Here is a 25,651-nt window from a genome sequence, read left to right as displayed (position 1 = left end):
CCATGACTGACTTAAGCATTAGCCAATATGCAAAGGATCTGATTCCTGTAGCAGAATCACAAACTGAAAATCAAGCTCAGGTTGGCGCAGAAATTTCTATAGAACAACTTTATAAATATTATGGTGATGTCAAAGTATTAGAGGATTTAGATTTAAATATTGAAGCTGGTGAATTTGTTGCGATTGTTGGTCGAAGTGGTTGTGGTAAAAGCACCCTGCTTCGTTTGATTGCAGATTTAGAACAAGCAAGTTATGGTGAAATTAAATTTAAATCTTTACGTAATTTCCGTGAAGGTATTACTTCCGATGATATTCGAGTAATGTTCCAAGACCCTCGCTTATTGCCGTGGAAAAGTATTTTAAATAATGTTCAACTTGGATTAAACAAAGAGCAACATGCTAAAGCTGAACAGTTGTTAGAAAAAGTGGGTTTAAAGGAAAAATCTAAATTATGGCCTTCACAGCTTTCAGGTGGACAGCGACAACGCGCCGCTCTAGCTCGAGCATTATCACATACACCGCGAATATTATTATTAGATGAGCCGCTCGGTGCTTTAGATGCACTGACTCGCTTAGAGATGCAAAACCTTATTGAGAAGTTATGGTTGGAACAAGGCTTTACCACCATTTTAGTGACACATGATGTCAGTGAAGCCGTGCAATTGGCAGATCGTATTATTCTCCTTGATCAAGGGCATATCGCTCAACAATTTACAATTGACCTACCACGCCCACGCCAAAAAGGCAGCACTTTTGCTGAGCTTGAACAACAAGTCTTAGCTGCTGTACTTGCAACCTAAAATCAATTCGATGTATATGATAAAATACAAGGCTTTGCAAATCCTTTAATTTCTATTTAAAACAGAATTAAAGGATTTAATCGTTATTAATACGAATAGTTATTATTAACCTAGTTATAGCGCTATTATACTGAAGTCCGATGGCTATTTTTATCTTAGCTTAAAAGTGAATTAAAACACTAAAACTGTCATAAAGTTTAAATAATGTATTTTAAATGACAGAATTTAATCAATTATTTTGCTCCAGTTTAGTGCAAAATTTTAAAAAAGCCCAAGAAATTACTTATTAGTAATACTTCATCATAAATTATCACAAATATTTCAAAATAATGCTGCTTTCTGTGCACAAATCAAACATTTTACCGTACAATTTATGAATCATTTATTTAGTTCAAAGTTGCGATGGAACAAAAGAAGAGTGCTCAGAAACGGCAGCAATTACTCAATGCTGCACTAGATGTATTTTCTGTATATGGTTTCAATGGTGCAAGTTTGGATGAAATTGCACAATTGGCAGATATGCATAAATCCAATATTTTCTATTATTATGAAAATAAAGAAGCTTTGTATGTCGAAGTACTGACTACCGTCATGCAAAAATGGCTTGCACCATTACAATCCTTAGAAGCTGAACTAGAACCGGCTGAGGCTCTAGCGCATTATCTGACGACAAAAATTGAAATTTCTCGTGTGCAACCTAAAGCATCAAAGCTTTTTGCATTGGAAATTATTCAAGGTGCACCACATATTTTACCAATTTTAAAAGGGCCACTTAAAAAATTATTTAAGCGTAAAGCTAAAGTTATTTTGAATTGGCAAGAACAAGGTAAAATATCTGACAAAATTGATGCAGAATTATTGATTATCAATATTTGGGGTTTAACACAGAACTATGCTGATTTTAGCACCCAATTAGAAATGGTCACAGGAAAAACCTTACGTAATAAAAGCATGTATCAACGTGCAATTGAACATACCGTGCATATGATTCTATATGGCGTAATCCCTCGTAATCCATAATTTGATAATACGTTATTGAATTATTTTGGCAAACGACCATAGTGCCCTATGGTCGCCAAGACTTCCGTTCATTCGTTAATTAATAGCTAAATAGATTGATATAATTTTAATAATTTCTGCGCACCCAATAATAAATTCTCTTCCCAATCCAAGTGCGCCGTATCATTTGCCCCATCTGTAATATACTTAATCGAAATCAAACGAACATCCAGTTTTTTACATACTTTGGCTAAAGCATAGCCTTCCATATCAACCAAGTTGCAAGTGACTTTGGGCTGCCCTGTTTCAAAGCTATCTCCTGTACCGCAAATCCCTTGTGGTAGGTCTAAAAAATAAGGTTCAAGCTGAATTTCATGCGGAAAATGAGCATCCATTGGTGTTACCCCAACCTCGAAGCCAAGAGGTGAAACGTCCATATCTCTTTGTACAAAGGTTTTAACTTCGACCAATTCATGTGTATTAAAAAAGGAACTGCCTGCTGAGCCTAAATTCAAAATCGTTTTACAGCCTGTTTTTTGAATAACATCATAAGCCGTAAATGCAGCATTAATTTTACCAATCCCACTGTAGTGAACAGGTATTTCTGCTTGTTCAAATAATCCTTTTGATTCATTGGGTAAAGCCATAATCAGGGCAAGATCGTTTTTCATATTCAAATCACATCAAATTTTAATGATTAAAATTGAAAATACACTCTAGATCAACCATAAAGATGATCTATTTTTATTAGGCAATACTGACGGAAAATCACAAAATAACTTTTTAGATAAAATATATACAAATCACTACGATATCGTCGAAATGATTTATTCATAATAATTAAAATAAAATAACTGAGCAATAATCTATGAATATTCAAATCGTTGTCGGTAGCATCCGTGAAGGTCGTGTTGCAATTAAAGTGGCTAACTGGCTGCTTGATGAAATTAAAAAATTAGAATTTAGTACTTTAAATGTTGATATTGTTGATTTGAAAGAATGGGATTTACCATTTTTTGCAGGGAAAAATCCACCTGCATCTGGAATTTATGATCAGCCAAAACAGCAGGAATGGGCTAAAAAAGTTGCCTCAGGTGATGCCTTTATCTTTATCACACCTGAATATAATCATGGGTATAGTCCTGTCCTAAAGAATGCAATTGATTATGTTTACAAAGAATGGCAAGCCAAACCTGCCGCTTTTGTCAGCTACGGTGGCAGTAATGGTTCACGTTCTATAGATCAAATTAAGCAAGTTTGTACTGCTATTGGTATGATTGATTCAAATGCTGTGATTGAAATTCGAGATATTGGGCAACGTAATAAAACTGAGACCTTTGAAGGTAATGAGTTTGATAATAGAACCGTTAAATCAGTCGTGAATAAGCTAATCCAATATGCCAATGCCTAAATCCTGAATGTACTTTGTACGTTCTAGCTTACAACAACTATTTACTTTTTCTTCTTTTATACGACTCGAAACTTCCTTATTCTAACTACATAGGGAACAGGAAGTTTCCCAGACAAAAAACAACAATAATCGGTCTGAGCATCAGGAACGTGAGATTAGACAGGAGTCAAATCTAACTAACCTATATGAAGAAACCCCGTCAGGATGATGGGGTTTCTTTTTATCTATGGGTTTAGACTTTTCTAATTATCCCCAACCACTAAATGTTGATCGCCAATACATTTACATCCACAAGACAACGGTGAATTATGTTGTGCAGCAGGTTTTCCCATAATAATCATATGATTATCACCAGCGAGAATAGTTGCAATACATTGATGTTTTGGACATGTTGCTTTGTCCCCAACACATGCTATGGCTTTACCATCTATGATAAATGATGAATCTGCTGAAATTATTTTTCCACCACCTGTCGTTGGTGAACCTAAAGTGATATAAGGCAGTGCCATGATTATTTCCTTTATGTCTTTTCTATGTTGTTATTGAGTCAAATCAAGTTTATAGAACATCAAACTCGATACGACGATTCTTTTTACGACCTTCTTCTGTAGCATTGTCTGCTACGGGCTTTGTCGCACCAAGCCCTTCAGTCGTTAAACGTGTCGGTGCAATACTTTTGGCAATTAAATATTGTTTGACTGCTTCAGCACGTTGTAAGCTCAATGACTGATTCTTTTGCGGATCACCTTGACTATCTGTATGTCCAACAATTTTAATATTCTTGTTTTGTACTTTATTTAAAGCGACAACCATCTCATCTAAAATTTGTGTACCCACTGGCGTCAGTACTGCTTTGCCTGATTCAAACTCAATAATCCTATTTTTCAATGCATTATCAATCACCGCTTGTTCAGCAGCATTGACTGTAATTTGTGAATTAAAGCGATAAGGTGGCTGAACCAATGATTGGAATAAAACAGTTGTGGGTTGAATTTCAGCTTGCACGCCCATTTTCCCAGTTAAATCCACTTGAGTCCCGCGTACAGATAATTTACCTTGGCTAATCTTCTTTAAATCAGGTGTGATGACTCGTGTTACCGATTCACTCCAACCATTCGGTGCAGATACAGGGCGAATTTGGATCTTATCGACCACTTGGTCTGCACCATAGACAGCTCGAAGTTTCTCTAAAATGGCTTGTTTAGCCATATCATTGGGTACTACACCATCAACAACGATCGGCGCAGCAGCAATATGCAATGAACAAAATAAACTAGAAATAATAACCAGTTTTTTGAATAGCCATTGTTCTCTATTTTTCATGTTTTTATTCTTCTATAAATGTTTGTCTAAACAATTTCATGCCTTGAGATAAACTCAACTGACGCTCACATAAAGCTTGTTCTAATGCTGCTAAACCTGCATTTTGCTCTAAATAAGCATCAACCCATTGCGGCTGAACCAAAGAGACCCAATGTTCATTTTGCATATTTTGGGTAAAAATATTACTCAGTGCCGTAATATCTGCACCTTGAAATCCAAACAATAAGATAGGTGAATCGTGGTGTAATATTCCGATCAAAATCTCTGTATTGTTTTTTCCTAAAAAACGCCCTATCAAATTGACCCAAAATGCAGAAATTTCATAACAATAACTGTGATTGTTGATGGGTAAAATAAGAACTTTAGATAGTTTACTGGTGCCATGTTTAAGTACCGGCTGTAGTAGTAACCCTAAAGCAAGAATACTTTGTGCCAATTCATATGGGGTAATTTTCATAATCTGAGCAAATGAATACATCGTGTGATTTTCAAAGAAATCTTGAGCCTTAATTTCAGACAAAACTTGAATTTCATTATTAATACTGGCCAATTTTGAAATGAGAATCTCGGGATGATTAACCGTCCGAAATACTCTATTTTTTTGAAATAAATCAATCAAGACAGACTTATATTTATAAGGTGCATAGAGTAAGTTTTGATAAGGATTTTCAATTTCCAATAAATGGCTCAATACCATTGGAAATTGGCGTCCTGAACTGTCCTCGCTGGCAATCATATTTGCAACAAGAAACATCTGCTCTTTAGGATTTGCAATAAAGAAGTCTAAAGGAGCAAGTGACCGATAAGATTCATTAAAATTTGGATCTCGCATTGCAATTTCCAAAGCCTCTGTAATCCATTGATCAATCACTTGGATCAGGGAATATTGACCTTTGGTCTTTAAAAAATCGCCACGTGCTGGGCATTTTCCATAATATAGAGGTGTAGATTTTATCATTTGCATACGTGTATCCCTCGCACAAAACTGTTCCATTTAATCATTGTGCTGTCCCTCTTCCAGTCGATGTAGCTGAAGGGCTCATCGGTGTTGTTGTGGGAGTCGCTGAACCTCCAACTGAAGCCGTAGAATTCGTTGTAAATCCTGTCGTCTGCTGTTTAATTTGAGCCATATTTGAAGTTACTGCTGGTGATGGTGTAGTCATTTGCGAGTTTGCTGTAGCTGATGCCTGTTGCGCTGCAACGACCAGTGCTGCTTTCGGACTCGTTACACGTTCGACCAATTTCAAACCAACATAGCCACGGTTAGATCCGATTGGATTGGACGCATTTCCGCTAATTAAACGAAATTGTAGTTTTACAAACATGGATGGATTTTGTTGACTGACCCACGTCATTTCGTAGCTACCATTCAGCTGTTTACGTTGTGCTCTATCAATGAGTTTATTAATTCCATATTCACCAGGCTCTTCAAAAATGGTATGCGTTTGTCCTTCTAAATCAATTGCTGTGATTCTTGCACCAGGAATTGCATTTGCATTTGGCCATAAAAAATTCACCCATTGCTGAATTCCATTTTCATAAACAAGACGCTGTCCATCGATATCAAGGGTATAGGACAAAAAATTATTGTTTGGGATCGGATAAAATTGAAAATTAGACTGATTTGTTGCTGATGGCGCGCCTGATGCATTCCCTGCCGCCACCCCATTAATCGGTGTTGTGTATTGTTCAAAACTGGTCACAAATTCAGGATTTAAACCCATTCCCATATTCTTCCAAGTCTTAGATGACAAGGTATAACCACGGCGAATCACAAATGGATCTAGTGTTTCTTTTACAAATTTAGAAATACTGCCATTATCACCAAAAATTTGACTAATCTCATTACTGGTTGCTTGAATCGTGCCTGAAGAATTGAAAGGTACTTTTTGCGATAAAGCTTGGTTAAAGGGTTGGTAAGCTTGTAAAGTCCAAAGCTTATTTATTTCATCCTGAGCAGGTGTTAACAAGCTATCAAAAGATTGTGTTAATGGGCTGACCAAAAGCTTTTGAACCATTTGCTGATCAAGTTCATTTAAACCAACGATGAGCTTTTCATCTACAACTTTTTGAGTGGTATTAAACACAGAGGTCTGATCGTTAATGGTCAGTTTGGCTAAGGCCAAAGCATTTGGACCAAAATCGCCAGCACTACGTAAATCATTTAATTTACTTCTGACTTGCGCCATATTTTGAAAATAGTCATCTAATAATGACTGATTTTGTAAGTCATCACGCTTGCGTACCAATTGATAGAATATTTGGAACTGTTGAGAAATTTGCCCTTGAGCTTGATTTGAAGCTCGCTGTATATCCTCAGATTTACCCTGTCCTAAAACTTTACGTTTAAACCAAGCAACAAAACCTGTTTGTGGTGCAGCGAGTTCAGCTTGCACAATAGGATTATCCCAACTGGTTTCTTTGGCAACACGATCGATATAAGTACGAATAGGTGAATTTTGTGGTTCACCCAATACATCCATTATTTTAGTCTGCTGAACGAAATCAGCCCCTTTCGCATAATGTGTTGCATTGATGAATTTTTTCCATTCAGCAATATATTCTTGCTTATACAATTGCGTTAATTGTTTTCGGATTTGATCTGGGCTGCCACTAAAGGTTAAATCATCTGATTGTGTACTATTCAGCACCCAGTCTTTGGTATCGGTAGGTTTATTGGCAGCATCTTCAATCGCTTTATCAACATATTCATCCCATGCCTTTTGCGTAAATACACCCGGTAAAGCATAACCACCCAACATTACACTGCGATTCGTCTCTCCTACAATTTGCACAACGGTTACAGCAGGGAATCTTACCGCAGCACGCATCTTAATTTCGTTATACACACGATCACGTGCAGGCATACCACGAACCACGGACAATAACACTTGACGAGTTTGGTCGACTAACTGCGCATCAGACTCTAAAACTGGGAAAGTTTTATCATTGGCTAAGCTCATTGAATAGCTCAAGATTTTCTCAGCCTTTTGAATCATTTCTCCTCGCGGCATTTGCCCACGACTCTCATCCAACCATGAACGCCAAAAACGTGTCACTTGATCACTTAAATGACTTGAATCCATGTACTGTGGATTACTCATCATTAAATATGCTTTTAATGCGTTATAGGCATCTTGTGGATTGGTGTCGGAAGGTTCAGATGCAATTTGTGTCGATGAAGCTTGTTTAATTTCTACATTGACATGGTTTTGTTTCAGTGTCTGCTCATTATTTTTAACTCGTTGTAAATACTGAGCAATATTTTGTTGACTTGGCGCTAAAACAATTTGTTTAACGCCTTTTAAATACTCAACTTTTAATTTATCTCTTAGCTCATTGCCTTGATACAAACCAAATGAAAATTTCAAAGGGCGATGCTGATCAAAATCATCCAATTGTTCTAAACGTTGTTGTAAAATCAACAAAGCATCTATCTGTGTTGCTAGTTCTTGACCAGAAACCTGTTCCATTTGCACGACTTTATTTAAATCTGCCTGAACATCTGCAATAAGCTGTTGATTGTTCCGATAAGACCAAACCCACAGCCCAAGAATAATGGATACACCCAATAAAGCAGCAATAAAACCTAAATAGCGTCTGCGTTTCGTTGTTGGATTAATATGTTGTTTAACTAGATTTTTGTCTTTTAAGATAACTTCTGAAAATAACCCTTTCAAAAAATAACCATGATTTTGCGAAATCGAATTTTGCGGAACACCATGTTCACTATTGGGTATTTTTGCTAATTGGAAATCATCAACAATCTGTTCCGTCATTGGGCTTTCGATTACACCTTCTTGTAAAGCACTGGTGAAATAAAAACCACGAAATACAGGTTTAAATTGGTATGGATTTTCTTCAAATAAAGTCCCAATAAATGTCTTTAAAACAGGTTTTAATGTTTTAAATTCCAAAGGGAAAGTCATCACACTGGGAGAAATATTTTGTGCATGACGGCGGCTTAAATGTGTTGTGCTTACGCCTTTTAAGCCATCGTATAAAATACTGTAATGTTTCTCGAAATGCTCAACTGCATTTTGTGATGATTCAGAATCATAAGGCAGCGTTGCACCCCAGACTTGATCAAACTCAGCAGCTTCATAGCACTCAAAAAATTCAGTAAAACCTGCAATCAAATCCATTTTAGAAAACACCAAATAAACAGGTGCAAAAATTTCTAATCGCTCAGTTAGGTCTTGAATACGTGCACGTAAACTCTTGGCTAACTTAATTGATTTTTCAGGGCTTTGACTAACTAACTCAGCGACACTTACAATGACAATAAGACCATTAATCGGTGCTTTCGAGCGATTCTTTTTCAAAATATCTAAGAAACCTAGCCATTCTGAATGGTCTTCTGAATAAACCGAATATCGCCCTGCTGTATCAAGTAGCACACCTTCGGTAGAAAAAAACCAATCACAATTTCGAGTTCCACTCAGTCCAGAAGATACAATTTTCTGATGTGATTCTTCAAAAGGGAATTTCAAACCTGAGTGATAAATTGCTGAGCTTTTACCAGCAGCGGGATTGCCGATGACCATATACCAAGGCAATTCATATAGCGCAGCATTGCCCTTTTTATCTCCCAATTTAGACTTTCGAATCAACTGAATCGAGTCTTTCATTTGTTGATTAATCAGTTGCAACTCTTCTTTGTCTTTTAGCTTTCCATATTCAGCAGTATTATCTTGCTGAATAGCCTCAACTAAGGCTTCGCCTTGACTGGTATGCTTTCTACGCTGAATAAACCAAAAAATTGCATAAATAATTAAACCGAATACATAGGCTGCAAGCATGATGATAAAAATACGGCGAGGAACAACGCTATATGATGAAATTAAAGCAACAAAAATTGAAAGCGCAATAATGGCTTTAGGATTTGTTACATATTGCCAAACATAACTCAAAATTGTATGTATCATTTTCTCTATTTCTTTCTATATTTATATGTCATTTCTATGTAGGTATTTCTATACAAACTCAGTCCCAACAATGACTTGGGTCTGTCGATGTTCAGCGGAATACACATAGCCATACAATTCATCTTTAAAGTGTAAGCTCAACATAAATCCAAAAATTTTAGATAAAGATTGGGTATGTCCTAAGCTGTTTTTACTGTAAAGATAATGGTGTTCTTCAATCATGCTTTTAGCAAAGTTGAGGTTTAATTTTTGCGGTAATTTAAACTCAGCTGGGTCATCTAAAATCAAGACAAATGCGGCATCCTGTTCAAATTGACTCGCTTGTTCTAAATTCAATTCTTTTAATGTTTTTGAGGCTTGATCTGAATTTAATGCAATACGTATATTTTTCATCACAACTAAATCTTGTAGCTCAACGTTAGTACTGGTCATACAACAAGTACTGACATATTCAGATGGAATATATTTATCAAGTCCCCATGAATGGTCTTTCAAAGTTTCCTGATCAATTTCAGAATCTACAACAATAAAAAAAGATACCTCGGAGTCCAAATACTGAAATTGTTTTAACAATCTGATCCAGTCGTTATAAGCCGTAGTCTCCCCCCAATAATGATATTGCGTATCTAATTGTTGAGAAATAATTCCGAGCCCTGTTAAAAATTCATTTACATGCGTAGAAACCAAATTTTCATCCCATGCGTGAAGTAAATTTTCAGGCAGAATCATGTGAATATTTAAACGATTTAACCTCGGTACTGTCTCAATAACGCGTTCGGATTCTTCCTCCTTATACTCGCTATTTGGGTCAATCCATGCTGGATGCATACGATATTCATGTGCCAATTTGGCATCATAAAATAAAGCTGAATTCTTCAAATGCGTTGCAATCTGAGACAAAACCACTTCATTCTTCGCAAGTTGTTGCAGGATCAAAGCAGCGATTCTTTTTTGGCGTGTAGAAAGCACTGATTGCTCACTATCATTATTCACGACATCATCTATGTCTGTAATACGATACGACAGCGTAGGTAAATTGGAATGATTAAGAAGTTCTTGGTCAAGCTTTGGGCTGATTACCTCTTGAAGAAGCTCAATATGAGCACCGTTCTCACCCAAAGCACTTAAACTCGTTGCTGAAAATACTTGCAATTGAATCCATTCAATCTGATCTGTAACTTGCTCCTTGGTATTTATTTTTTCTTCTGCTGATTGCTCAGCTTCTGCTTTTTTTTGCTCTATTTTCTTTTGGCGAAGTTTGAAAAACTTCCAAATAAACATCGGTGCTAAAATCAATAATATGATCGAGAGTGGGATCAAACCAAAAAATATTAAAAAATCTTGACCACTCGGATTATATTTGATGTCACGCCAGTAAAAGACCACACCTGCAATCACCAGTAATAAAACACTAAACAACGTCGTTAATATTTTTTTTATCATTTATGACACTCCAATCAGTGCATAACACGTTTCATGATTATCAATTTGTTTTTTTGGCATGACAAAAGCACCTTGAGCCAAGCCAATATGGCTCGTTGAACTCAATTGCAAAGGTTGAACATCTTCTTTAGCAAGGATTAAGCGCAAATCGATAAGTAAAGTTGGACTACACCAACTTTGTAAAATATTTTTAAGCTTATTACTCAGCTTCTTTTTTGGTAAAAATTCTAAATATTGCGCGTATTTTAAAGGGCCTATTTGAATCTCAATTTTTCCATCAATTTGTCGAATCGTTTCCCCACAAAAAGTATTTACGCCCAATAGAAATGGATTTTTGCCACCGAGCATCGTTTGTTGTTGTTCTGCTAAACTAAATTTTTCCACAAGATATTCTTTTATTTCAACAGTTTGATTAAATATGCACCCTAACATCGTTTTTAGTGCATGAGCGGTATTGTTCTGCCCCTGCATCAATCCCGAAAACTCTGCAAAATAATCATCTAAATCATGCTGTTGATGCTGCGTTCGAATATAACCATTTAAAGCATGTAAAATCTCTAAATAACTATTTTCCTTTTCAATTTCATAGCGTACTGGCAAATTATAGCTCAAGCTTGCATCGACAAATTGCGCTGTCAATTTATGATTAAACAAGCCTAAAAAATTTTGAATTTCAACACGTTGTTTACGAGAAGCTCGTTTTACTCTATTCGTATAAGTATAAGGCATAACACCTTGCATACCTGTTAAACTAACCACCAAATTTGTTAAGTGAATACGCTCATCTTCTTGATTTAAAGATTCGATTTCGCTCTTTGGAAAATTCAAATTTAAAGAACTTTGAAAATGAAAATCATCAGACCAATTCTTTAAAACCGAAGTTTTAGGTGCATGTCTCAATAGACGAGTCGTTTGAATAAATTCAAACGCTGTCGGAGTCTTAAAAAGCTCATCAATTACAGAAGCTTCTTGCCACCAACGTTCTGAACGCATTGGTATAACTCCTGTTTGCTATTCATATCTCTAACAAAAACATCGACAAAACTATTCATTTGTACTTTTAAGTTAAAAATATGAGAAATTAATTCACTAAAAATATATAAGCTATGCCCATGAAAAACTTGGGCATCGACACCCAGCAAAACTTTCACACCACGTATAAACATTGGAAAAGGTTTAGCTTCAACTAACTTATGAGTAATTTCAAAATCAATGCTTTTAATTGCATCAATTACTAAGTGATTTTCCTTAGATTTTGGTAGGTTATAAAGTTCTAATAATTCTTTGATGTGACTTATAGCATCACCTTTCATGAGTGCTAAAGTATTGAGTGAAAGATGAGAAATAATTCGCCATTGTTCATTTTTATTCTGTTCAAATTGATATGGTTCGGTCGGTCTTTTTAGTATCTGTACTCGGCGCGCAACTGCATTATCACTCAAATTCAATACATTATTGTTCTGTCCAAATGCTTCATATGGCAAATCACGATTTGAACAAAGTAACTTACAACTGACAAAATCCGATTTAATACTTTGTGGTTCAAGGTGCTTAGAAATAATCGAATAACCTGTTTCGACAAATTTGTTTTGTAAAATCGTTGGATTCAAAGCATAAAAAAACTGAACATCTTCTCCATGATAATGACTCATCGCAAAAAAAGGTAAAATAGGATAAACCACTTGATCTTTATTACTTTTTTCACGAATTAAATTCATTTCGAGGATTGAATAAACTTGATAAAGCTCTGGATGATGAGAGTCAGTGATTAAAGGATATTCTAAGTTTTTATGGTTTATTTTTTGAGGTTCTGCCTGCTTTTCAAATAAATTGACAATGGGACTTGTGAATAATTTAAAATTAGCAATATTCAATTCCGAGTAATTTCGGATAACTGTCTGATCATTCAAATTCAATTTTAAATGGATCTGTATTTCAAAACGGTGATCTGAAGTTTTTAAAAAATTTAAAAAAGCTAAATTCAAATTTAAATAGCTAAATTTTTCAGGAAAACAAAAATATTCAATTAATAATCGATAAGCATGATGAGTATGCTGATCCACTGGCAATAGAGCTTCATGCTCGTCAAATCCCATCACTTCAAAAGGGTTTTTAATTTCAACAACTTGATGGTTAATTCGAAGACTAAAACTGGTATTTTGATGAAAAATATGGTCCAAAACCTGAAGTGGAAAATTCGAAATTGCATCTAAATAAATAGGCAGTTTTTCATTTTTTAACCACTTTTGAGCTGAATTAAATACATCAAACTTTAAACTTAAGGTCGCATTTTGATTTAAATGAATGTGTGCACTCGGACTGGTCTGAAAACGCAAACTCTCCAATTGAATGGGTAAAAGTTTTACTTCAGCACTGGTATTAAATTCACATGGAACACCTTTAAAGCTTCGAGACTTTAAGCTTGTCCCTTTAGGAACCAAATGCGCCTCAGTCAATTGCTTTTGTCTATCAATATCTTCGAAACTGACCACTGAACAAGCTGGGAAATGACGTAAATATTGGGGAAACATGACCTCAAATAAGGAACGAGTAAAAATATCGTAACTGTCTGCTAATTTTTTATCGATACGTGCTGCAATTAAAGAGAATGCTTGAATTAAACGTTCAATATGTGGATCATCAATTTGTTCTTGGTTTAACGAAAGTCTTTGCGCAATTTTTGGATATTTATCTGCAAAAACACGTGCTTGTTGTCCAAATTCTTGCAATTGTTTTTCATAATACGGTAAAAGTTCTTCGATCACGGCATACCCTACTTTATTTAAGATCGCGCAGAAATGACATATTGTTGTGTTGTTGGCTTAAGTAAGGCATCAAAAATTACAGGTTCATAAAGTGGATGAATATTAAAAAAGGCTTGGATACTTAAGGATAAAGAACCAACATTAAGCTCATCCAATTGCATCTCAACTTTTATTTGTTTTAAACGAGGTTCATGTGAAATTATTGATTGCTCTATGGACTTGCAAATGGTTTCCCGGTCTGTCGGATTCGCAGTAGATAACCCCACAAAATCAATAATTCCAAATTGTACAATCGACTTTGTTACCAATTCATATTCATCAATATTGAAATCAAGTTTAGCAATGCGTGTATTCAGTAAATCTTCTAAATCACGAGCAATAGATTCTCTCAACTCATGAATGGAAAGCCCTTGATTATCTTCAACAATTAGACGATCAAACAATGTAGAACGGAACCCATAGGGATAAAGTTGATCTAAATTCATAAATAAAATTCTAATGATTTTAAAAGGATAGAGGCTGAACAGTCTCTATCCATCTCAACAAAAAATTATGCAGCGTAAGATGCAGTATTATTTGAAAGAGACCATTTCTTAGTAACAGCACCTTTAGCAGAGCCATTAATATCTTGTTGGTTGTAAGTCCACTCAACTGCAGCATATTTCAAACCAAATGCTTCAGTTGGCACACCTTCTTCATTGACTACTGGTGTTACACTTGAAACCAAAACATGCTTCAGCTTGATTTGTAAATACTTAATACGCTTATCGCCATTAGCACGATAAAAATCAATCTGGACTTCATCAAATGTATAACCTGCTGAACATGCTTCCCAAAGCTTTGGGCTAGTCGCATCCAAATCTTTAACAAAAACCATATCTGAATGTTCAACGCGTTCAGCAGTATGCCCGCCAACGCTTGAAGAAGTTGCAGATTTAGGCTGACGGATGTTATGAGACCAAGAATTCACCTCTAACCAGTTTTTGTGCTCTGAATCGCGAGACTCACCATCAACTTTATATTTACCTTGAAAGTGAACATATATATCTTTCATTGGAATTACCCTATTTTTTTTAAAGTTATTATTTAGCTGTTCTCTATTTTAATTTGAGGACTGAGGCAACTCAGTAACGAGTCGTAATGAAACTGACAACTCATCCAGCTGGAAATGCGGTCTTAAAAAAACCACAGACTTGTAGTGCCCTGGCTCTGCAGGATTTTCTACAACTTTGACGGAAGCTTCACGAAGTGGATACTGTGCTTTAGCTTCTTGAGAAGCGCCATCATCAAGTAATACATACTGAGATAACCATTCATTGAGGAACACTTCTACATTCCCAGCCGAAGCAAAACTTCCCACCTTATCTCTCATCATTGCTTTTAAGTAATGAGCGATACGAGAAACAGCCATAATATATTGAATCTGACTCGACAATGATGAGTTTGCATTTGCAGTATCATTGTCGTATTTTTTTGGTTTTTGAGTTGATTGTGCACCAAAAAATGCTGCGTAATCTGTGTTTTTACAATGTACTAGAGGAATAAAACCTAAATCACTAAGTTCTTTTTCACGACGATCTGTAATCGCAATTTCCGTCGGACATTTAAATACAACCTCTCCATCACTCGTTTTAAAGGTGTGAACTGGTAAGCCTTCAACCATTCCACCACCTTCTACACCACGAATAGCAGCACACCAACCATGCATATCAAAAGCATTAGTTAAACGAGTACCAAAGGCATAAGCTGCATTCATCCACAGATATTCATCATGGTTTTGACCAGAAACTTCCTCAACAAAATTGAAACCTTCAGTTGACCAACCTTCTTTTGGATCATAAGGCAAACGTCCCAATACACGCGGCATTGTTAAAGCCACATAACGTGCATCATCACTTTCACGGAATGAACGCCATTGCACATATTCAGCTGTTTCAAATACTTTAGAAACATCACGCGGGCGGTCAATATCCGTAAACGATTCAAGCCCTAACATATTGCTGCTTGCTGCAGAAATAAATGGTGCATGTGAAGCCGCTGCAACATGTGAAATTTGTTCTAAGAGATACATATCTGATGGGGTACGATCAAACTCAAAATCACCAATCAATGTTGCATAAGGCGCACCACCAAAAGACCCGTATTCTTCCTCATAAATTTTCTTAAACAAGGTACTTTGATCAAAATCAGTTGCACCTTGGAAATCTTTCACCAATTCTTTTTTCGTTGTATTCAACATACGAATTTTAATTAAAGGATTCGATGGAGATTCCTGACAAAAATAATGTAAACCACGCCATGTTGATTCAATTTTTTGAAATTGTTCATGATGCATAATTTTACTGAGTTGAGCAGAAATTAAAGCATCAATTTCTGCAATACGCTTATCAATAGATAAAGACATATTTTCTGAAACAGTAATTGTTCCAGCCATGACTTCTTTGGCCAACTCACCAATTAAATTTCGAGCCCGAATATGCTCTTCATCATTTCTTGCAATTCGACTACGCTCAACAATTGAATCAAGCAAGTTTTCTTCTGTAACAAGATCTTGTGTTGAACTGGTTTGTAAATTACTCATTTTCAGAACCCGCCTCAGCACTTAACTTACGAATCTGATCTGTATTTTGTAAAACTTCATCGAGCAAATCTTCTAAACGTTCACTATTCGAAATTTTATTTCTTAAATCTGTTAAACGCTCACGTGCTTCAACCAGCTTTTTCAAAGGCTCTATTTGCTGTACAACGTGTTCTGGTCTGAAATCATCCATTGCTTTGAATGTTAGATCAACAGACATATAACCGCCGTCTTCAGTCAACGTATTTTCGACTTGATATGCAGCTCGCGGAGATAAAGACTCCATGACTTCATCAATATTATCTAAGTCTACATTGATAAATTTTTTATCTTTCAGCTTTGTTTTTTCTAACTCAGAAGCTGCAGAAAAATCACCTAACACCCCAACAACAAAGGGTAATTCTTTAACCTCTTTACCATCGCCAACTTCAACATCATAGGTAAGCTGAACACGTGGTGGTCTGATTCGTTGTAATTTCTTTTGTACACTTTCGCGTTTAGACATTTCTCATCCCTCACCAATATCATTAAAATTTTTTAATTCTTTACAGCTTGCCAAATGGATTTTGACTTGCTGAACTCGCCACAGGCTTAGATTTCACTGGTGTGACAGATTTTATAGGTGCAGCAGCTTTACGTACTGATTTTGCAGGACGAACAGATCGAGTGGATCGTGTTGGTCTACTGGTCTTCACGGTACTGGTATTTACTTCTTGTTGTTTTTCAACCAAAACACTAGATGGAGCCGCATGTTTGATTGCCTCTGAAAGGTTTTTAGCCGCAGGATACGTTGTCTCTTCTGCTAAATAACGCATTTCGTTATTTCTCATCTTGTTTAATGCGTCATAAGCCAAACCAATACCTGATAAAAATTTCACATCTGTAAGCTCATTACTTTGAATATTCTGTGTTTCTAAATAACTCACAATGTGAATAGCTTTATTATTTTTACCCATTTGTTGAAATTTCTGTGCTGCTAAAATAAGGATACTGTTCTTATTATCTTTATTTTTCTTATCACAAAGCTGTGAATAAATTGATAAAAGCTCAGGGTTAGACTCACCAACCATTTCTGGATAATCCTTTAAACACGACTTTTTAAGCTTTATTTCATCTCCAGCATGACCAATCACACTAGTAACAGATGTTACGAAAACGAAACCACACAAAATAAACTTTTTCAAAATCCAACCTCAATATTTTCTTGATTCACTTTTCTGAATATAGCTACGCTTTTTTGATAGATTAGAATTTAATTTCAAAAATCTTAACTGTTATAATTTAGAAAATTTTAACAATGAGACTAAAAATTTAAAATAATGTCAAGCATGATTTTTTAAATTAATTATAATTTATTAATTTTTATGGATATTTCATTTATTTATAAAAACTAAATAAAATCAAAACTTCACAAATCTTTTTTTTTATGTAAAATATTTAGACTGGATTTCAATAAAACATTTAACTATTTGATTTAAATATACTAATTTAAAATACATATTAAACAATATTTGATTAAACACTTATTACTGAGAGATTTAAAGATGACAGATTTAAAGGTTTTAATTAAAAAGCTATCGATTCATTCACGTACTTCTTTAGAACAATCTGCCAATTTATGTGTCAATCATCACAATTTTGAAATAGAAGTTGAGCATCTTTTCGTTAAATTATTAGAACAACAGCCCAACAATGATATTGAAATTTTACTTAATAAATATAATATTTCTAAAGATGTTTTATTCTCAGATTTATTAGAATGTATATCCAAGTTACCTAAAGGAAATACCCGAACACCTATTTTTTCAAAATCAATTGTTCAATTGCTTGAACAAGCGTGGCTTTTAGCTTCAGCTGAAAAAAATCCAATGATTAGAAGTAGTCATTTACTTGTTGCACTTTTAACAGCTTCAGATCTTTATCAAATTGCAATCCGTGCATCAAATCTATTTGACCTATTTCCAATTGATACAATGAAGCATAAGTTTCTAGATATTTGTATTAAAAGTTCTGAAAATATTCCAGTAAATAATCCCACTGAAGCAAGCTTAGAAAAAAGCGATTTAGATCCTGCATTATCCCCAATAACATCCAAGCAAAAGACGCTCGCTCTAGATCAATTTACAACCAACCTCACCCAAAAAGCACAAAATGGTGGAATTGATCCTGTCATTGGTCGTGAATATGAAATTCGTCTTATGCTCGATATTTTAATGCGACGTCGTCAGAACAATCCTATTTTGACTGGTGAGCCAGGTGTAGGGAAAACAGCTGTAGTAGAAGGGTTAGCATTAAAAATTTCACAGAATCAGGTGCCTGATGCTTTAAAAAATGTGCAAATTCATTCTCTCGATATGGGATTGTTACAAGCTGGAGCAAGCGTCAAAGGGGAATTTGAAAATCGCTTGAAACAGGTTATTCAGGAAGTACAACAAGCATCTCACCCGATTATTCTCTTTATAGATGAAGCACATACTATGATTGGTGCAGGTGGACAAGCAGGACAAAATGATGCTGCAAATCTGTTAAAACCAGCACTTGCTCGTGGTGAATTACGTACAATTGCAGCAACAACATGGGCAGAATATAAACAATATTTTGAAAAAGATGCTGCCTTAAGTCGTCGTTTTCAAGTTGTTAAAGTAGAAGAGCCAACTGAAGAAGTTGCGATTGATATGCTTCGTGCCATGATTCCAGTCATGGCAAATCATTTTAATTTACGTATTGATGATGAGGCTATTATCACAGCAGTACACGCTTCGCATCGTTATATTAGTGGGCGTCAACTTCCAGATAAGGCCATTAGTGTTTTAGATACTGCGGCTGCTCGGGTAGCACTCACGCAAAATGCTCAGCCTGTAAAACTAGATCAACTCAAAGCACAGCAGCATAATTTAAGCTTAGAGTTTAATATTTTAGAAAATGAACAACGATACAATCCGATTCATACAGATCGTTTACAAAAATTAAATTTATCTTTGGAAACACTGAATCAAGAGATTAAAAAAACCGAACAACAGTGGAAAATGGAACTTGATTTAGTACATAAAATTCAAGCACTCGAAAGCCTTGTAAGCTCAAACGAACAGCCCATTACAACTGAAATCCTCGAACTTAGGAATCAGTTATCTACACTGCAAAATCATGAGGCTTTAGTTTTTGAACGGGTAAATACGCAAATTATTAATGAAATTATTTCGGACTGGACTGGCATTCCTGTGGGAAAAATGGTTCATGATGAAATCAAACAAATTTTAAGTTTAAAAGAAGAACTTGAACAGCGAGTAATGGGACAAGATTATGCATTACACCAATTGGTGCAGGGTATTAAAACTGCAAAAGCGCGTTTAGAAGACCCAAATAAACCGCAAGGGGTATTTATGTTGGTCGGTCCAAGCGGTGTTGGTAAAACAGAAACAGCACTTGCACTTGCTAATGAACTTTATGGAGGCGAATCTCATTTAATTACGATTAATATGTCTGAATACCAAGAGGCACATACTGTTTCATCCCTCAAAGGTGCGCCTCCAGGCTATGTCGGTTATGGGCAAGGTGGTGTTTTAACTGAGGCTATTCGACGCAACCCATATAGTGTTGTTTTATTGGATGAAATTGAAAAAGCGCACAGTGATGTACAAGAGCTATTTTATCAAGTTTTTGATCGAGGTATGCTCGAAGATGGCGAAGGGCGCATCATCGACTTTAAAAATACAACAATATTACTCACATCGAATACTGGTTCAACAACCATTATGCAGGCTTGTATGAATCAACCTCTTGAAGAATGGCCAAGTGCGGAACAACTAATTGAACAACTCAAACCAAGTTTGTATAAACAGTTTAAGCCAGCATTCCTTGGCCGTATGAGAATCGTGCCTTATTATCCTTTGCATGATGATCTTTTAGTTCGAATTATTGAACATAAACTAAGAAAAATTATAGCTCGTCTGAAACATCAATATAGAACTCAAGTGACATATAGTGATGATTTAATTGAACTCATATTAAGTCGTTGTATTGAAGTCGATAGTGGTGCGCGCAACATTGACAATATTTTAAATGCCTCTGTTCTACCAGCCTTAGCTACTGAAATATTAGTCGCTTTAGCTGAACAAAACATACCAAAAATCATTCATATAGATGTCAAAGATGATCAGATTATTTATCTTTTAGATCCACAACCTAAGCAAGAAAAGAAAAAAACAGCAAAGAAATCAAAAGCTGTGGAAGCGTAAATATTTTCAATGAGCATAAAAATGGATATAAATTTAGAAGCTTTATTAGCACCAATCTCAGAGAACGATCCATGTGGTAAAGACTTATCATTTTCTACAGAATTTCATGAAATTAAAAAAGCGAGAATACATGATGATCCTCTTTTAGATCAGGGCGATTGGGTTTCTGAACATAAACAAGCAGATTGGTCATTTATTGCAGAAAAATCAGTACAATTACTCACTACGAAAACCAAAGATATTCGTTTATTAACGTGGTTAACTGAAGCTTGGTCAAATTTATATGGTTTTGAAGGATTAATCAAAGGACTTGAACTATGTCATAAAATTTTAGAACAATTCTGGCTCAAAATTTATCCTGAAATTGAAGATGATGATCTTGATCAGCGCTTAGGTTTGCTTCAAGGTTTTACCTCGCAAGTCCCAAAACTCATAAAGAATGTGCCGTTAATTAATATTCAACCTTTCTACTCTCTTGCACAATATGAAAAACTTTTACATATACAAAATAATCGACGTAAACAAGCCGAAGATACTGAAAATGTTGAAGCTTCTTTAGAATTAGATCAATTTAATCAGGCTTTACTCAATACATCTCGTAGTTTTCAATATCAAAATTATCAGTATTTTCAAGAAATACTTGGACACTGGAACATTATTAAACAAGTTTTAGATTTGCTTATGGAACTTGAAGCACCTAGTTTTGCAGCTATAGATTCTCAACTTGAAGATATTCAAATGAGTCTAAAAAGAATTTATAAAGCAGATTCTTTTTCTACTACGATGAATACATCAGAAACTGAAATGTCCTCTCGAGAATCTACTTTACCCATAAACTCTAGTACGACTCCATCTGCCATCGTTCAAACTCAATCATTTCAACCTCAAGCGCAAAATCATTTGCAAAATCGCGAACAGGCGATGCAAGTTTTACAAGATATAGCCGATTATTTTCAAAGTAATGAACCACATAGCCCTGTAAGTTATATGCTGCAAAAAACCATTAAATGGAGCCAAATGCCACTACATGAATGGCTTGCTCAAGTAATTAAAAATGAAAACCCTCTTGATTCTATCCAAGAGTTATTAGGGACAAATCAAAATAATGAATCTTCAGAATGGTAATCGTTAATGTTTAAAGCAGAAAAAGTTCTTTGGGGTGAAGGTTTGTTTTTAAGACCTCAGCACTTTCAATTACAGGATACCTATCAAGAACAACGTTTGAATCACACAATTCGTTCTACTGTTCCTTATCCATATGGTATTAAAAGTATACGCTTTGATGAAACTCAGCTGAGTACACATATTTTAGCATTAGAACAAATTGATATGATCTGGCAGGATGGTGAAATCTATCAAGCACCAGCGAAAGATTTGCTTCCCAACCCTATTTTATTGGATGAATTAAACTTACGTGGTGAAATGCTGATTTATTTAGCATTACCCATTGTTCAGCCAAATAAGAAAAATATTTCAGATGATCAAGATAAGCAACCTGCTAGATACCACTCTTATCTCAATGAAATACATGATCTTTATACAGATGCAACACCTGCTGAAATTACCCTTCTAAAACGTCATACCGAATTTAAGCTATTCGATGTTCAAGCCGATCCAAACCAAGATTTGAATGGTTTTCTATATTTAAACATCGGTAAAATTAGACGACTCAGTTCTGGTCATTTTGAAATTGATTCAAAATTTATTCCACCAATCCTACACATCCAATCCAATGAAGCATTACTCTCGAATTTAAAGCGAACATTAAATGTTATTCGAGCAAAAATTAAAACAATACAATCAAATAATCGTGAAAATGAACAGAAACTCATCGAATTTAGATCTGGTGACATTGTTTCTTTTTGGTTAGTCAATGCACTCAATACCGCGCATGCAACATTGAATCACTTATTACAAAACCCTCAAATCCATCCAGAAAAATTATTTTTTGAACTGTTACGCTTAACGGGTTCTTTACTTACATTTTCAACTGCATATGAGGTTGAACATTTACCACGGTACCAACACCATAATCTTCAAAACAGTTTTACTCAACTTGATAAAATACTCAGAGAGTTATTAGACACCATTATTTCCAGTCGTTATATCAGCATCGCACTTAAAGAAATTCGACCGTCTTATTGGGTTGGAAGTTTGGAAACAGACAAAATTACCAAGGAAACTCGTCTATATATCGCTGTTTCAAGTAGCATGATGCAAACACATGAACTCATTCAAATCGTCCCACTTCGTTTCAAAGTTGGTAATACGGTGGATGTAGAACAACGGGTTGTAGCTGCTTTACCAGCAACTCCAATTCATCATTTGGTACAAATCCCTACAGCAATTCCTGTACGTTCAGGTGTGAATTATTTTGAAATAGAGCCTCATCATGAAATGTATCAACGTATGCTTGATTCAGAAACGATTTGTATTTATATCCCTGCGGGTTTCCAAGATATCAGTATTGAATTAATTGCTGTAATGAACGGTTAAAATAGAGAATTATAAAAATGAGTCAAAATAATATCGCTCCTTCACTGTTTGATGATGGACAAATTGGTATAGGTTCTCTACTACAACAATCTAAAGTAAACCAAACCACGAATCTAGTCGATCTTTTACATGATGGTTTCTATATTGTCTTTTTATTAAGAAACCAATATGTTCCAGAAAATACTGAAGGTTTTAAAGAAAAGATTTTAGATTTATTAAATCGCTTTGAGAATCAAGCAAAAAAGCTTCAATTTTCTGCTGAAGATATACATGATGCAAAATATGCATATTGTGCTTTATTAGATGAAACCATCGTTACGCAGCAAGATTCTTCATTTTTTAATCTTCAAAATCAATGGTTAATTAGTCCATTGCAATTAAGTATTTTTGGTTCTCAGTTAGCAGGCTACCGTTTTTTTGAATTTTTAGAAAAAATACGTAGTCATGGCAAAGAGCGTTTGGCTTCTTTAGAGGTTTATCATTACTGTTTATTACTTGGGTTTCAGGGAAAGTATCGCATTGAATCTATTGAAAGTTTAAACCATCTCGCCGCACGTGTTGGTGATGAAATAGATTTCTTAAAAGGAAAGAAAACGGCTTTTTCACCATTTTCAGCTTTACCTGATCAAATTAAAAATATCATTCATAAAGAATTACCTTTTGTTTGGATTTTATTCTTCTTACTACTTTTTGCTTTACTCACATTTTCAGGTTTAAAAATATTACTGGATAAAGATCAGAACTCAGCTTTAATAAAATTTAAAAATGTAATTTCTACACCAGCCGAACAGGCTCATATTACAATTCACTTGCCTTAATCAGGTAAAACTATGACTCAAGAAAAACAAAACTCGATCCGTATATTGCAAAATAAACCCACTAAAAAAAACTTTAGTAAATCAATTGTTTTTCTACTTGGTTTATTTATTGGTTTCATTATTTCTTCAATTTTATTTTTAATATTATTCAATACAAATCAATTTATTAAAATGGAAAATAATACATCCGAAACACTTCAGCAAAATGAATTTGAAAAGCTGAATGTTTTACCATCTGAGTCCAATCATGGACATAATGAGGAAGAAGAGGATTCCAGTGCCTATAAACAGCATGTCAATGAAAAGGACTTAAAAGATATTTTTAAACATGGAAATAATAAAATAGAAACTAAAAATTTGAACAAAACATCTCCATTCGAGCAATTTAATGGATCTGAAAAGAAAAACCTAACAGTAATTCAACCTCCTCTCGCCAAACCAATTACAAAAGAGAAAGCTACTGAACCAAAAATAAAGAAAATACCCGCACTAAAGACTGAAGAAAAACAAATAAATACTACCAGCAAAGAGATCGAAGAAGTAAGCCCTATAGGTTCTGTTAAAGTTTCAATTGATCGTCGGCAAATAGAAAATAAACCATGATTTTTTTTGTCATTTTATGTTTTATTTTATTGGCGCTTTGTTTAATTTTTTTGATGTCTTACGAACTTAGAAATAAAACATTAACTTACTTTAGAATATTATTGCCTCAAGGGAAAAAGAAATTTGCTTCTGCGCGAAACTTTGCGGAGCAAATGAATCAAGCTGCTTCTTCTAAACAAACTCAGACCCATTGGCATTTACAACAATGGTGGATTTTAATTGCAGGTTTTTTTTTACTTTCAAGTATTTTAGTTTTTGCATTTACACGTCCAATCGATCCTACACAAATCGAAGCAGAATATCTAAGAAAAACTGATCCACAAATTTATGCTTTGTTAAATGGAGAAGTTTTAAGCCCACCACCTGCGGTAGAAGACAGCCTAATTAATGCAGCAATTGTTCAAGCGCAAATATTAGAAAAAGAAGATTCTAATCAAAATCATCAATTTTCAACTATAAATCCGTCAAGTATTGATTATGAAGAATTTGGAGATCAGCGAAGTAGTTTTAATACTGCAATGGTTGATCGTAAATGGAACAAAATGCACCCTAGCTATAAACAACGCTTACTTATGGTCTTTAAAATTATGAAAGAACAACATGGCTATGAAATGGTACTTTTAGAGGGTTATCGTAGTCCTGAACGCCAAACGCGGTTATCTGGTAATACAGCAACGACTTTAGCTAAGGCTTATCAAAGTTATCATCAATTTGGATTAGCCGCAGATATTGCCTTTAAAAAAGATGGAAAAGTTGTCATTTCTGAACGTGATCCATGGGCTTGGAAAGGTTATCAACTTTACGGTGTTGTTGCTGAATCGGTAGGTTTAACGTGGGGTGGTCGTTGGACAAGAATTCATGATTATGGTCATACTGAGTTTCGTATGCCTGGTTTAAGAAAAAATCGAGAATCAGCAGAACGCCTAATTGCAGAAGCACAAGGACTTATCGTAAATGATCTTGATTTAAATTAACCTGAGTTCGGGATAAGTTACCAACTATATGATACGCGGAAACGTCAGTCGCATTGTTCGAGGTATGAGGAATATATTCCGCAAGATCTGCAATATACTGTTTTTGCAATATATTCGGTACTTGATAGTATCTGTCGAGTTGGCGACTCTTGCGCTGCTTTAATCACAGCTCAGGTTTTACCCTTGCGTGGCAGTGCCACTCATCCCGAAAGAAAAGTAAACCGAACCGAAGTTTAGTTCTTGCATCTGACTGTAAATGGTAAGACTCTGCTGTGCCT

22 protein-coding genes are annotated in these 25,651 nt (G+C 35.1%); 9 read left to right on the top strand and 13 right to left on the bottom strand.

Going from position 1 to position 25,651, the window contains the following annotated elements; translation table 11 throughout:
• The first annotated feature begins 2 nt into the window (after positions 1 to 2).
• Together CDA10_RS14585 and CDA10_RS14580 are read left to right on the top strand one after the other, a co-directional pair.
• Entirely contained in the window at positions 3 to 800 is a 798-nt protein-coding gene (locus tag CDA10_RS14585) for an ATP-binding cassette domain-containing protein (protein ID WP_089606305.1), read from the top strand.
• A 402-nt stretch (positions 801 to 1,202) separates the two neighbouring features.
• Complete coding sequence (locus CDA10_RS14580) at positions 1,203 to 1,820, top strand: TetR/AcrR family transcriptional regulator (protein ID WP_089606304.1); 618 nt, start codon at positions 1,203 to 1,205, stop codon at positions 1,818 to 1,820.
• Between the two features lie 86 nt (positions 1,821 to 1,906).
• Here CDA10_RS14580 and CDA10_RS14575 read toward each other — a convergent pair whose 3' ends face one another.
• Positions 1,907 to 2,470, bottom strand: a complete 564-nt coding sequence (locus CDA10_RS14575) for a 5'-methylthioadenosine/S-adenosylhomocysteine nucleosidase family protein (protein ID WP_089606303.1) — start codon at positions 2,468 to 2,470, stop codon at positions 1,907 to 1,909.
• Positions 2,471 to 2,667: 197 nt separating this feature from the next.
• On the opposite strand from CDA10_RS14575, the gene CDA10_RS14570 reads away from it, so the two are divergent.
• Complete coding sequence (locus tag CDA10_RS14570) at positions 2,668 to 3,210, top strand: NADPH-dependent FMN reductase (protein WP_089606302.1); 543 nt, start codon at positions 2,668 to 2,670, stop codon at positions 3,208 to 3,210.
• A 242-nt stretch (positions 3,211 to 3,452) separates the two neighbouring features.
• Here CDA10_RS14570 and CDA10_RS14565 read toward each other — a convergent pair whose 3' ends face one another.
• The 12 genes from CDA10_RS14565 to CDA10_RS14510 all read right to left on the bottom strand — a co-directional run bounded on the left by CDA10_RS14565 (position 3,453) and on the right by CDA10_RS14510 (position 17,431).
• Positions 3,453 to 3,719: a PAAR domain-containing protein gene (locus CDA10_RS14565; RefSeq protein WP_089606301.1), complete on the bottom strand. Its 267-nt coding sequence runs from the start codon at positions 3,717 to 3,719 to the stop codon at positions 3,453 to 3,455.
• 49 nt (positions 3,720 to 3,768) lie between these two features.
• Entirely contained in the window at positions 3,769 to 4,533 is a 765-nt protein-coding gene (locus tag CDA10_RS14560) for an OmpA family protein (protein ID WP_089606300.1), read from the bottom strand.
• Between the two features lie 4 nt (positions 4,534 to 4,537).
• Positions 4,538 to 5,497, bottom strand: a complete 960-nt coding sequence (gene tagF, locus CDA10_RS14555) for a type VI secretion system-associated protein TagF (protein ID WP_089606299.1) — start codon at positions 5,495 to 5,497, stop codon at positions 4,538 to 4,540.
• A gap of 34 nt (positions 5,498 to 5,531) precedes the next feature.
• Entirely contained in the window at positions 5,532 to 9,458 is a 3,927-nt protein-coding gene (gene tssM, locus CDA10_RS14550) for a type VI secretion system membrane subunit TssM (RefSeq protein WP_228704645.1), read from the bottom strand.
• 51 nt (positions 9,459 to 9,509) lie between these two features.
• The gene (locus tag CDA10_RS14545; RefSeq protein WP_089606297.1) at positions 9,510 to 10,904 is read right to left on the bottom strand and encodes a hypothetical protein; all 1,395 of its coding nucleotides are present in this window, start codon (positions 10,902 to 10,904) and stop codon (positions 9,510 to 9,512) included.
• The gene (gene tssG / locus CDA10_RS14540) at positions 10,905 to 11,897 is read right to left on the bottom strand and encodes a type VI secretion system baseplate subunit TssG (protein WP_089606296.1); all 993 of its coding nucleotides are present in this window, start codon (positions 11,895 to 11,897) and stop codon (positions 10,905 to 10,907) included. It lies immediately after the preceding gene.
• A complete protein-coding gene (tssF, locus tag CDA10_RS14535; protein WP_089606295.1) occupies positions 11,861 to 13,669 on the bottom strand; it encodes a type VI secretion system baseplate subunit TssF in 1,809 nt (602 codons plus the stop codon). The genes tssG and tssF overlap by 37 nt, the downstream gene beginning before the upstream one ends.
• Before the next feature lie 17 nt (positions 13,670 to 13,686).
• Positions 13,687 to 14,154: a type VI secretion system baseplate subunit TssE gene (gene tssE, locus CDA10_RS14530; protein ID WP_089606294.1), complete on the bottom strand. Its 468-nt coding sequence runs from the start codon at positions 14,152 to 14,154 to the stop codon at positions 13,687 to 13,689.
• Between the two features lie 65 nt (positions 14,155 to 14,219).
• Entirely contained in the window at positions 14,220 to 14,723 is a 504-nt protein-coding gene (locus CDA10_RS14525) for an Hcp family type VI secretion system effector (RefSeq protein WP_089606293.1), read from the bottom strand.
• Between the two features lie 48 nt (positions 14,724 to 14,771).
• Complete coding sequence (gene tssC, locus CDA10_RS14520) at positions 14,772 to 16,250, bottom strand: type VI secretion system contractile sheath large subunit (RefSeq protein WP_089606292.1); 1,479 nt, start codon at positions 16,248 to 16,250, stop codon at positions 14,772 to 14,774.
• Positions 16,243 to 16,752 carry a type VI secretion system contractile sheath small subunit gene (gene tssB / locus CDA10_RS14515; protein ID WP_089606291.1) on the bottom strand — a complete coding sequence of 170 codons (510 nt, stop codon included), beginning with the start codon at positions 16,750 to 16,752 and terminating at the stop codon, positions 16,243 to 16,245. Before tssB ends, tssC begins: the two co-directional genes overlap by 8 nt.
• A gap of 40 nt (positions 16,753 to 16,792) precedes the next feature.
• On the bottom strand, positions 16,793 to 17,431 hold the full coding sequence (locus CDA10_RS14510; protein ID WP_089606290.1) for a hypothetical protein: 639 nt from the start codon (positions 17,429 to 17,431) through the stop codon (positions 16,793 to 16,795).
• A 360-nt stretch (positions 17,432 to 17,791) separates the two neighbouring features.
• Here CDA10_RS14510 and tssH point away from each other — a divergent pair, with 360 nt between their 5' ends.
• The 6 genes from tssH to CDA10_RS14480 are packed head-to-tail and all read left to right on the top strand — an operon-like array spanning position 17,792 to position 25,373.
• A complete protein-coding gene (gene tssH / locus CDA10_RS14505) occupies positions 17,792 to 20,482 on the top strand; it encodes a type VI secretion system ATPase TssH (protein ID WP_089606289.1) in 2,691 nt (896 codons plus the stop codon).
• Positions 20,483 to 20,503: 21 nt separating this feature from the next.
• Positions 20,504 to 21,607, top strand: coding sequence for a type VI secretion system protein TssA (gene tssA, locus CDA10_RS14500; RefSeq protein WP_089606288.1), 1,104 nt, complete (start codon positions 20,504 to 20,506; stop codon positions 21,605 to 21,607).
• Positions 21,608 to 21,613: 6 nt separating this feature from the next.
• Positions 21,614 to 22,978: a type VI secretion system baseplate subunit TssK gene (gene tssK, locus CDA10_RS14495; protein WP_089606287.1), complete on the top strand. Its 1,365-nt coding sequence runs from the start codon at positions 21,614 to 21,616 to the stop codon at positions 22,976 to 22,978.
• A gap of 17 nt (positions 22,979 to 22,995) precedes the next feature.
• Positions 22,996 to 23,796, top strand: a complete 801-nt coding sequence (gene icmH, locus CDA10_RS14490; RefSeq protein ID WP_089606286.1) for a type IVB secretion system protein IcmH/DotU — start codon at positions 22,996 to 22,998, stop codon at positions 23,794 to 23,796.
• 12 nt (positions 23,797 to 23,808) lie between these two features.
• The gene (locus tag CDA10_RS14485; RefSeq protein ID WP_089606285.1) at positions 23,809 to 24,399 is read left to right on the top strand and encodes a hypothetical protein; all 591 of its coding nucleotides are present in this window, start codon (positions 23,809 to 23,811) and stop codon (positions 24,397 to 24,399) included.
• On the top strand, positions 24,396 to 25,373 hold the full coding sequence (locus tag CDA10_RS14480; protein ID WP_089606284.1) for a M15 family metallopeptidase: 978 nt from the start codon (positions 24,396 to 24,398) through the stop codon (positions 25,371 to 25,373). The genes CDA10_RS14485 and CDA10_RS14480 overlap by 4 nt, the downstream gene beginning before the upstream one ends.
• Positions 25,374 to 25,651: the final 278 nt, after the last annotated feature.

It is taken from the genome of Acinetobacter piscicola (assembly GCF_002233755.1).
GTDB classification, from domain to species: Bacteria; Pseudomonadota; Gammaproteobacteria; order Pseudomonadales; family Moraxellaceae; genus Acinetobacter; species Acinetobacter piscicola.
Note: the sequence above shows the minus strand (reverse complement) of the source record. Positions and strands in the feature narration are given on the sequence as shown.

Bases quoted from the DNA above. Each gene is read 5' to 3' on its own strand.
- CDA10_RS14585 (WP_089606305.1), top strand. From the start codon at position 3: ATGACTGACTTAAGCATTAGCCAATATGCAAAGGATCTGATTCCTGTA.
- CDA10_RS14580 (WP_089606304.1), top strand. From the start codon at position 1,203: ATGGAACAAAAGAAGAGTGCTCAGAAACGGCAGCAATTACTCAATGCT.
- CDA10_RS14575 (WP_089606303.1), bottom strand. From the start codon at position 2,470: ATGAAAAACGATCTTGCCCTGATTATGGCTTTACCCAATGAATCAAAA.
- CDA10_RS14570 (WP_089606302.1), top strand. From the start codon at position 2,668: ATGAATATTCAAATCGTTGTCGGTAGCATCCGTGAAGGTCGTGTTGCA.
- CDA10_RS14565 (WP_089606301.1), bottom strand. From the start codon at position 3,719: ATGGCACTGCCTTATATCACTTTAGGTTCACCAACGACAGGTGGTGGA.
- CDA10_RS14560 (WP_089606300.1), bottom strand. From the start codon at position 4,533: ATGAAAAATAGAGAACAATGGCTATTCAAAAAACTGGTTATTATTTCT.
- tagF (WP_089606299.1), bottom strand. From the start codon at position 5,497: ATGCAAATGATAAAATCTACACCTCTATATTATGGAAAATGCCCAGCA.
- CDA10_RS14545 (WP_089606297.1), bottom strand. From the start codon at position 10,904: ATGATAAAAAAAATATTAACGACGTTGTTTAGTGTTTTATTACTGGTG.
- tssG (WP_089606296.1), bottom strand. From the start codon at position 11,897: ATGCGTTCAGAACGTTGGTGGCAAGAAGCTTCTGTAATTGATGAGCTT.
- tssE (WP_089606294.1), bottom strand. From the start codon at position 14,154: ATGAATTTAGATCAACTTTATCCCTATGGGTTCCGTTCTACATTGTTT.
- CDA10_RS14525 (WP_089606293.1), bottom strand. From the start codon at position 14,723: ATGAAAGATATATATGTTCACTTTCAAGGTAAATATAAAGTTGATGGT.
- tssC (WP_089606292.1), bottom strand. From the start codon at position 16,250: ATGAGTAATTTACAAACCAGTTCAACACAAGATCTTGTTACAGAAGAA.
- tssB (WP_089606291.1), bottom strand. From the start codon at position 16,752: ATGTCTAAACGCGAAAGTGTACAAAAGAAATTACAACGAATCAGACCA.
- tssH (WP_089606289.1), top strand. From the start codon at position 17,792: ATGACAGATTTAAAGGTTTTAATTAAAAAGCTATCGATTCATTCACGT.
- tssA (WP_089606288.1), top strand. From the start codon at position 20,504: ATGGATATAAATTTAGAAGCTTTATTAGCACCAATCTCAGAGAACGAT.
- tssK (WP_089606287.1), top strand. From the start codon at position 21,614: ATGTTTAAAGCAGAAAAAGTTCTTTGGGGTGAAGGTTTGTTTTTAAGA.
- icmH (WP_089606286.1), top strand. From the start codon at position 22,996: ATGAGTCAAAATAATATCGCTCCTTCACTGTTTGATGATGGACAAATT.
- CDA10_RS14485 (WP_089606285.1), top strand. From the start codon at position 23,809: ATGACTCAAGAAAAACAAAACTCGATCCGTATATTGCAAAATAAACCC.
- CDA10_RS14480 (WP_089606284.1), top strand. From the start codon at position 24,396: ATGATTTTTTTTGTCATTTTATGTTTTATTTTATTGGCGCTTTGTTTA.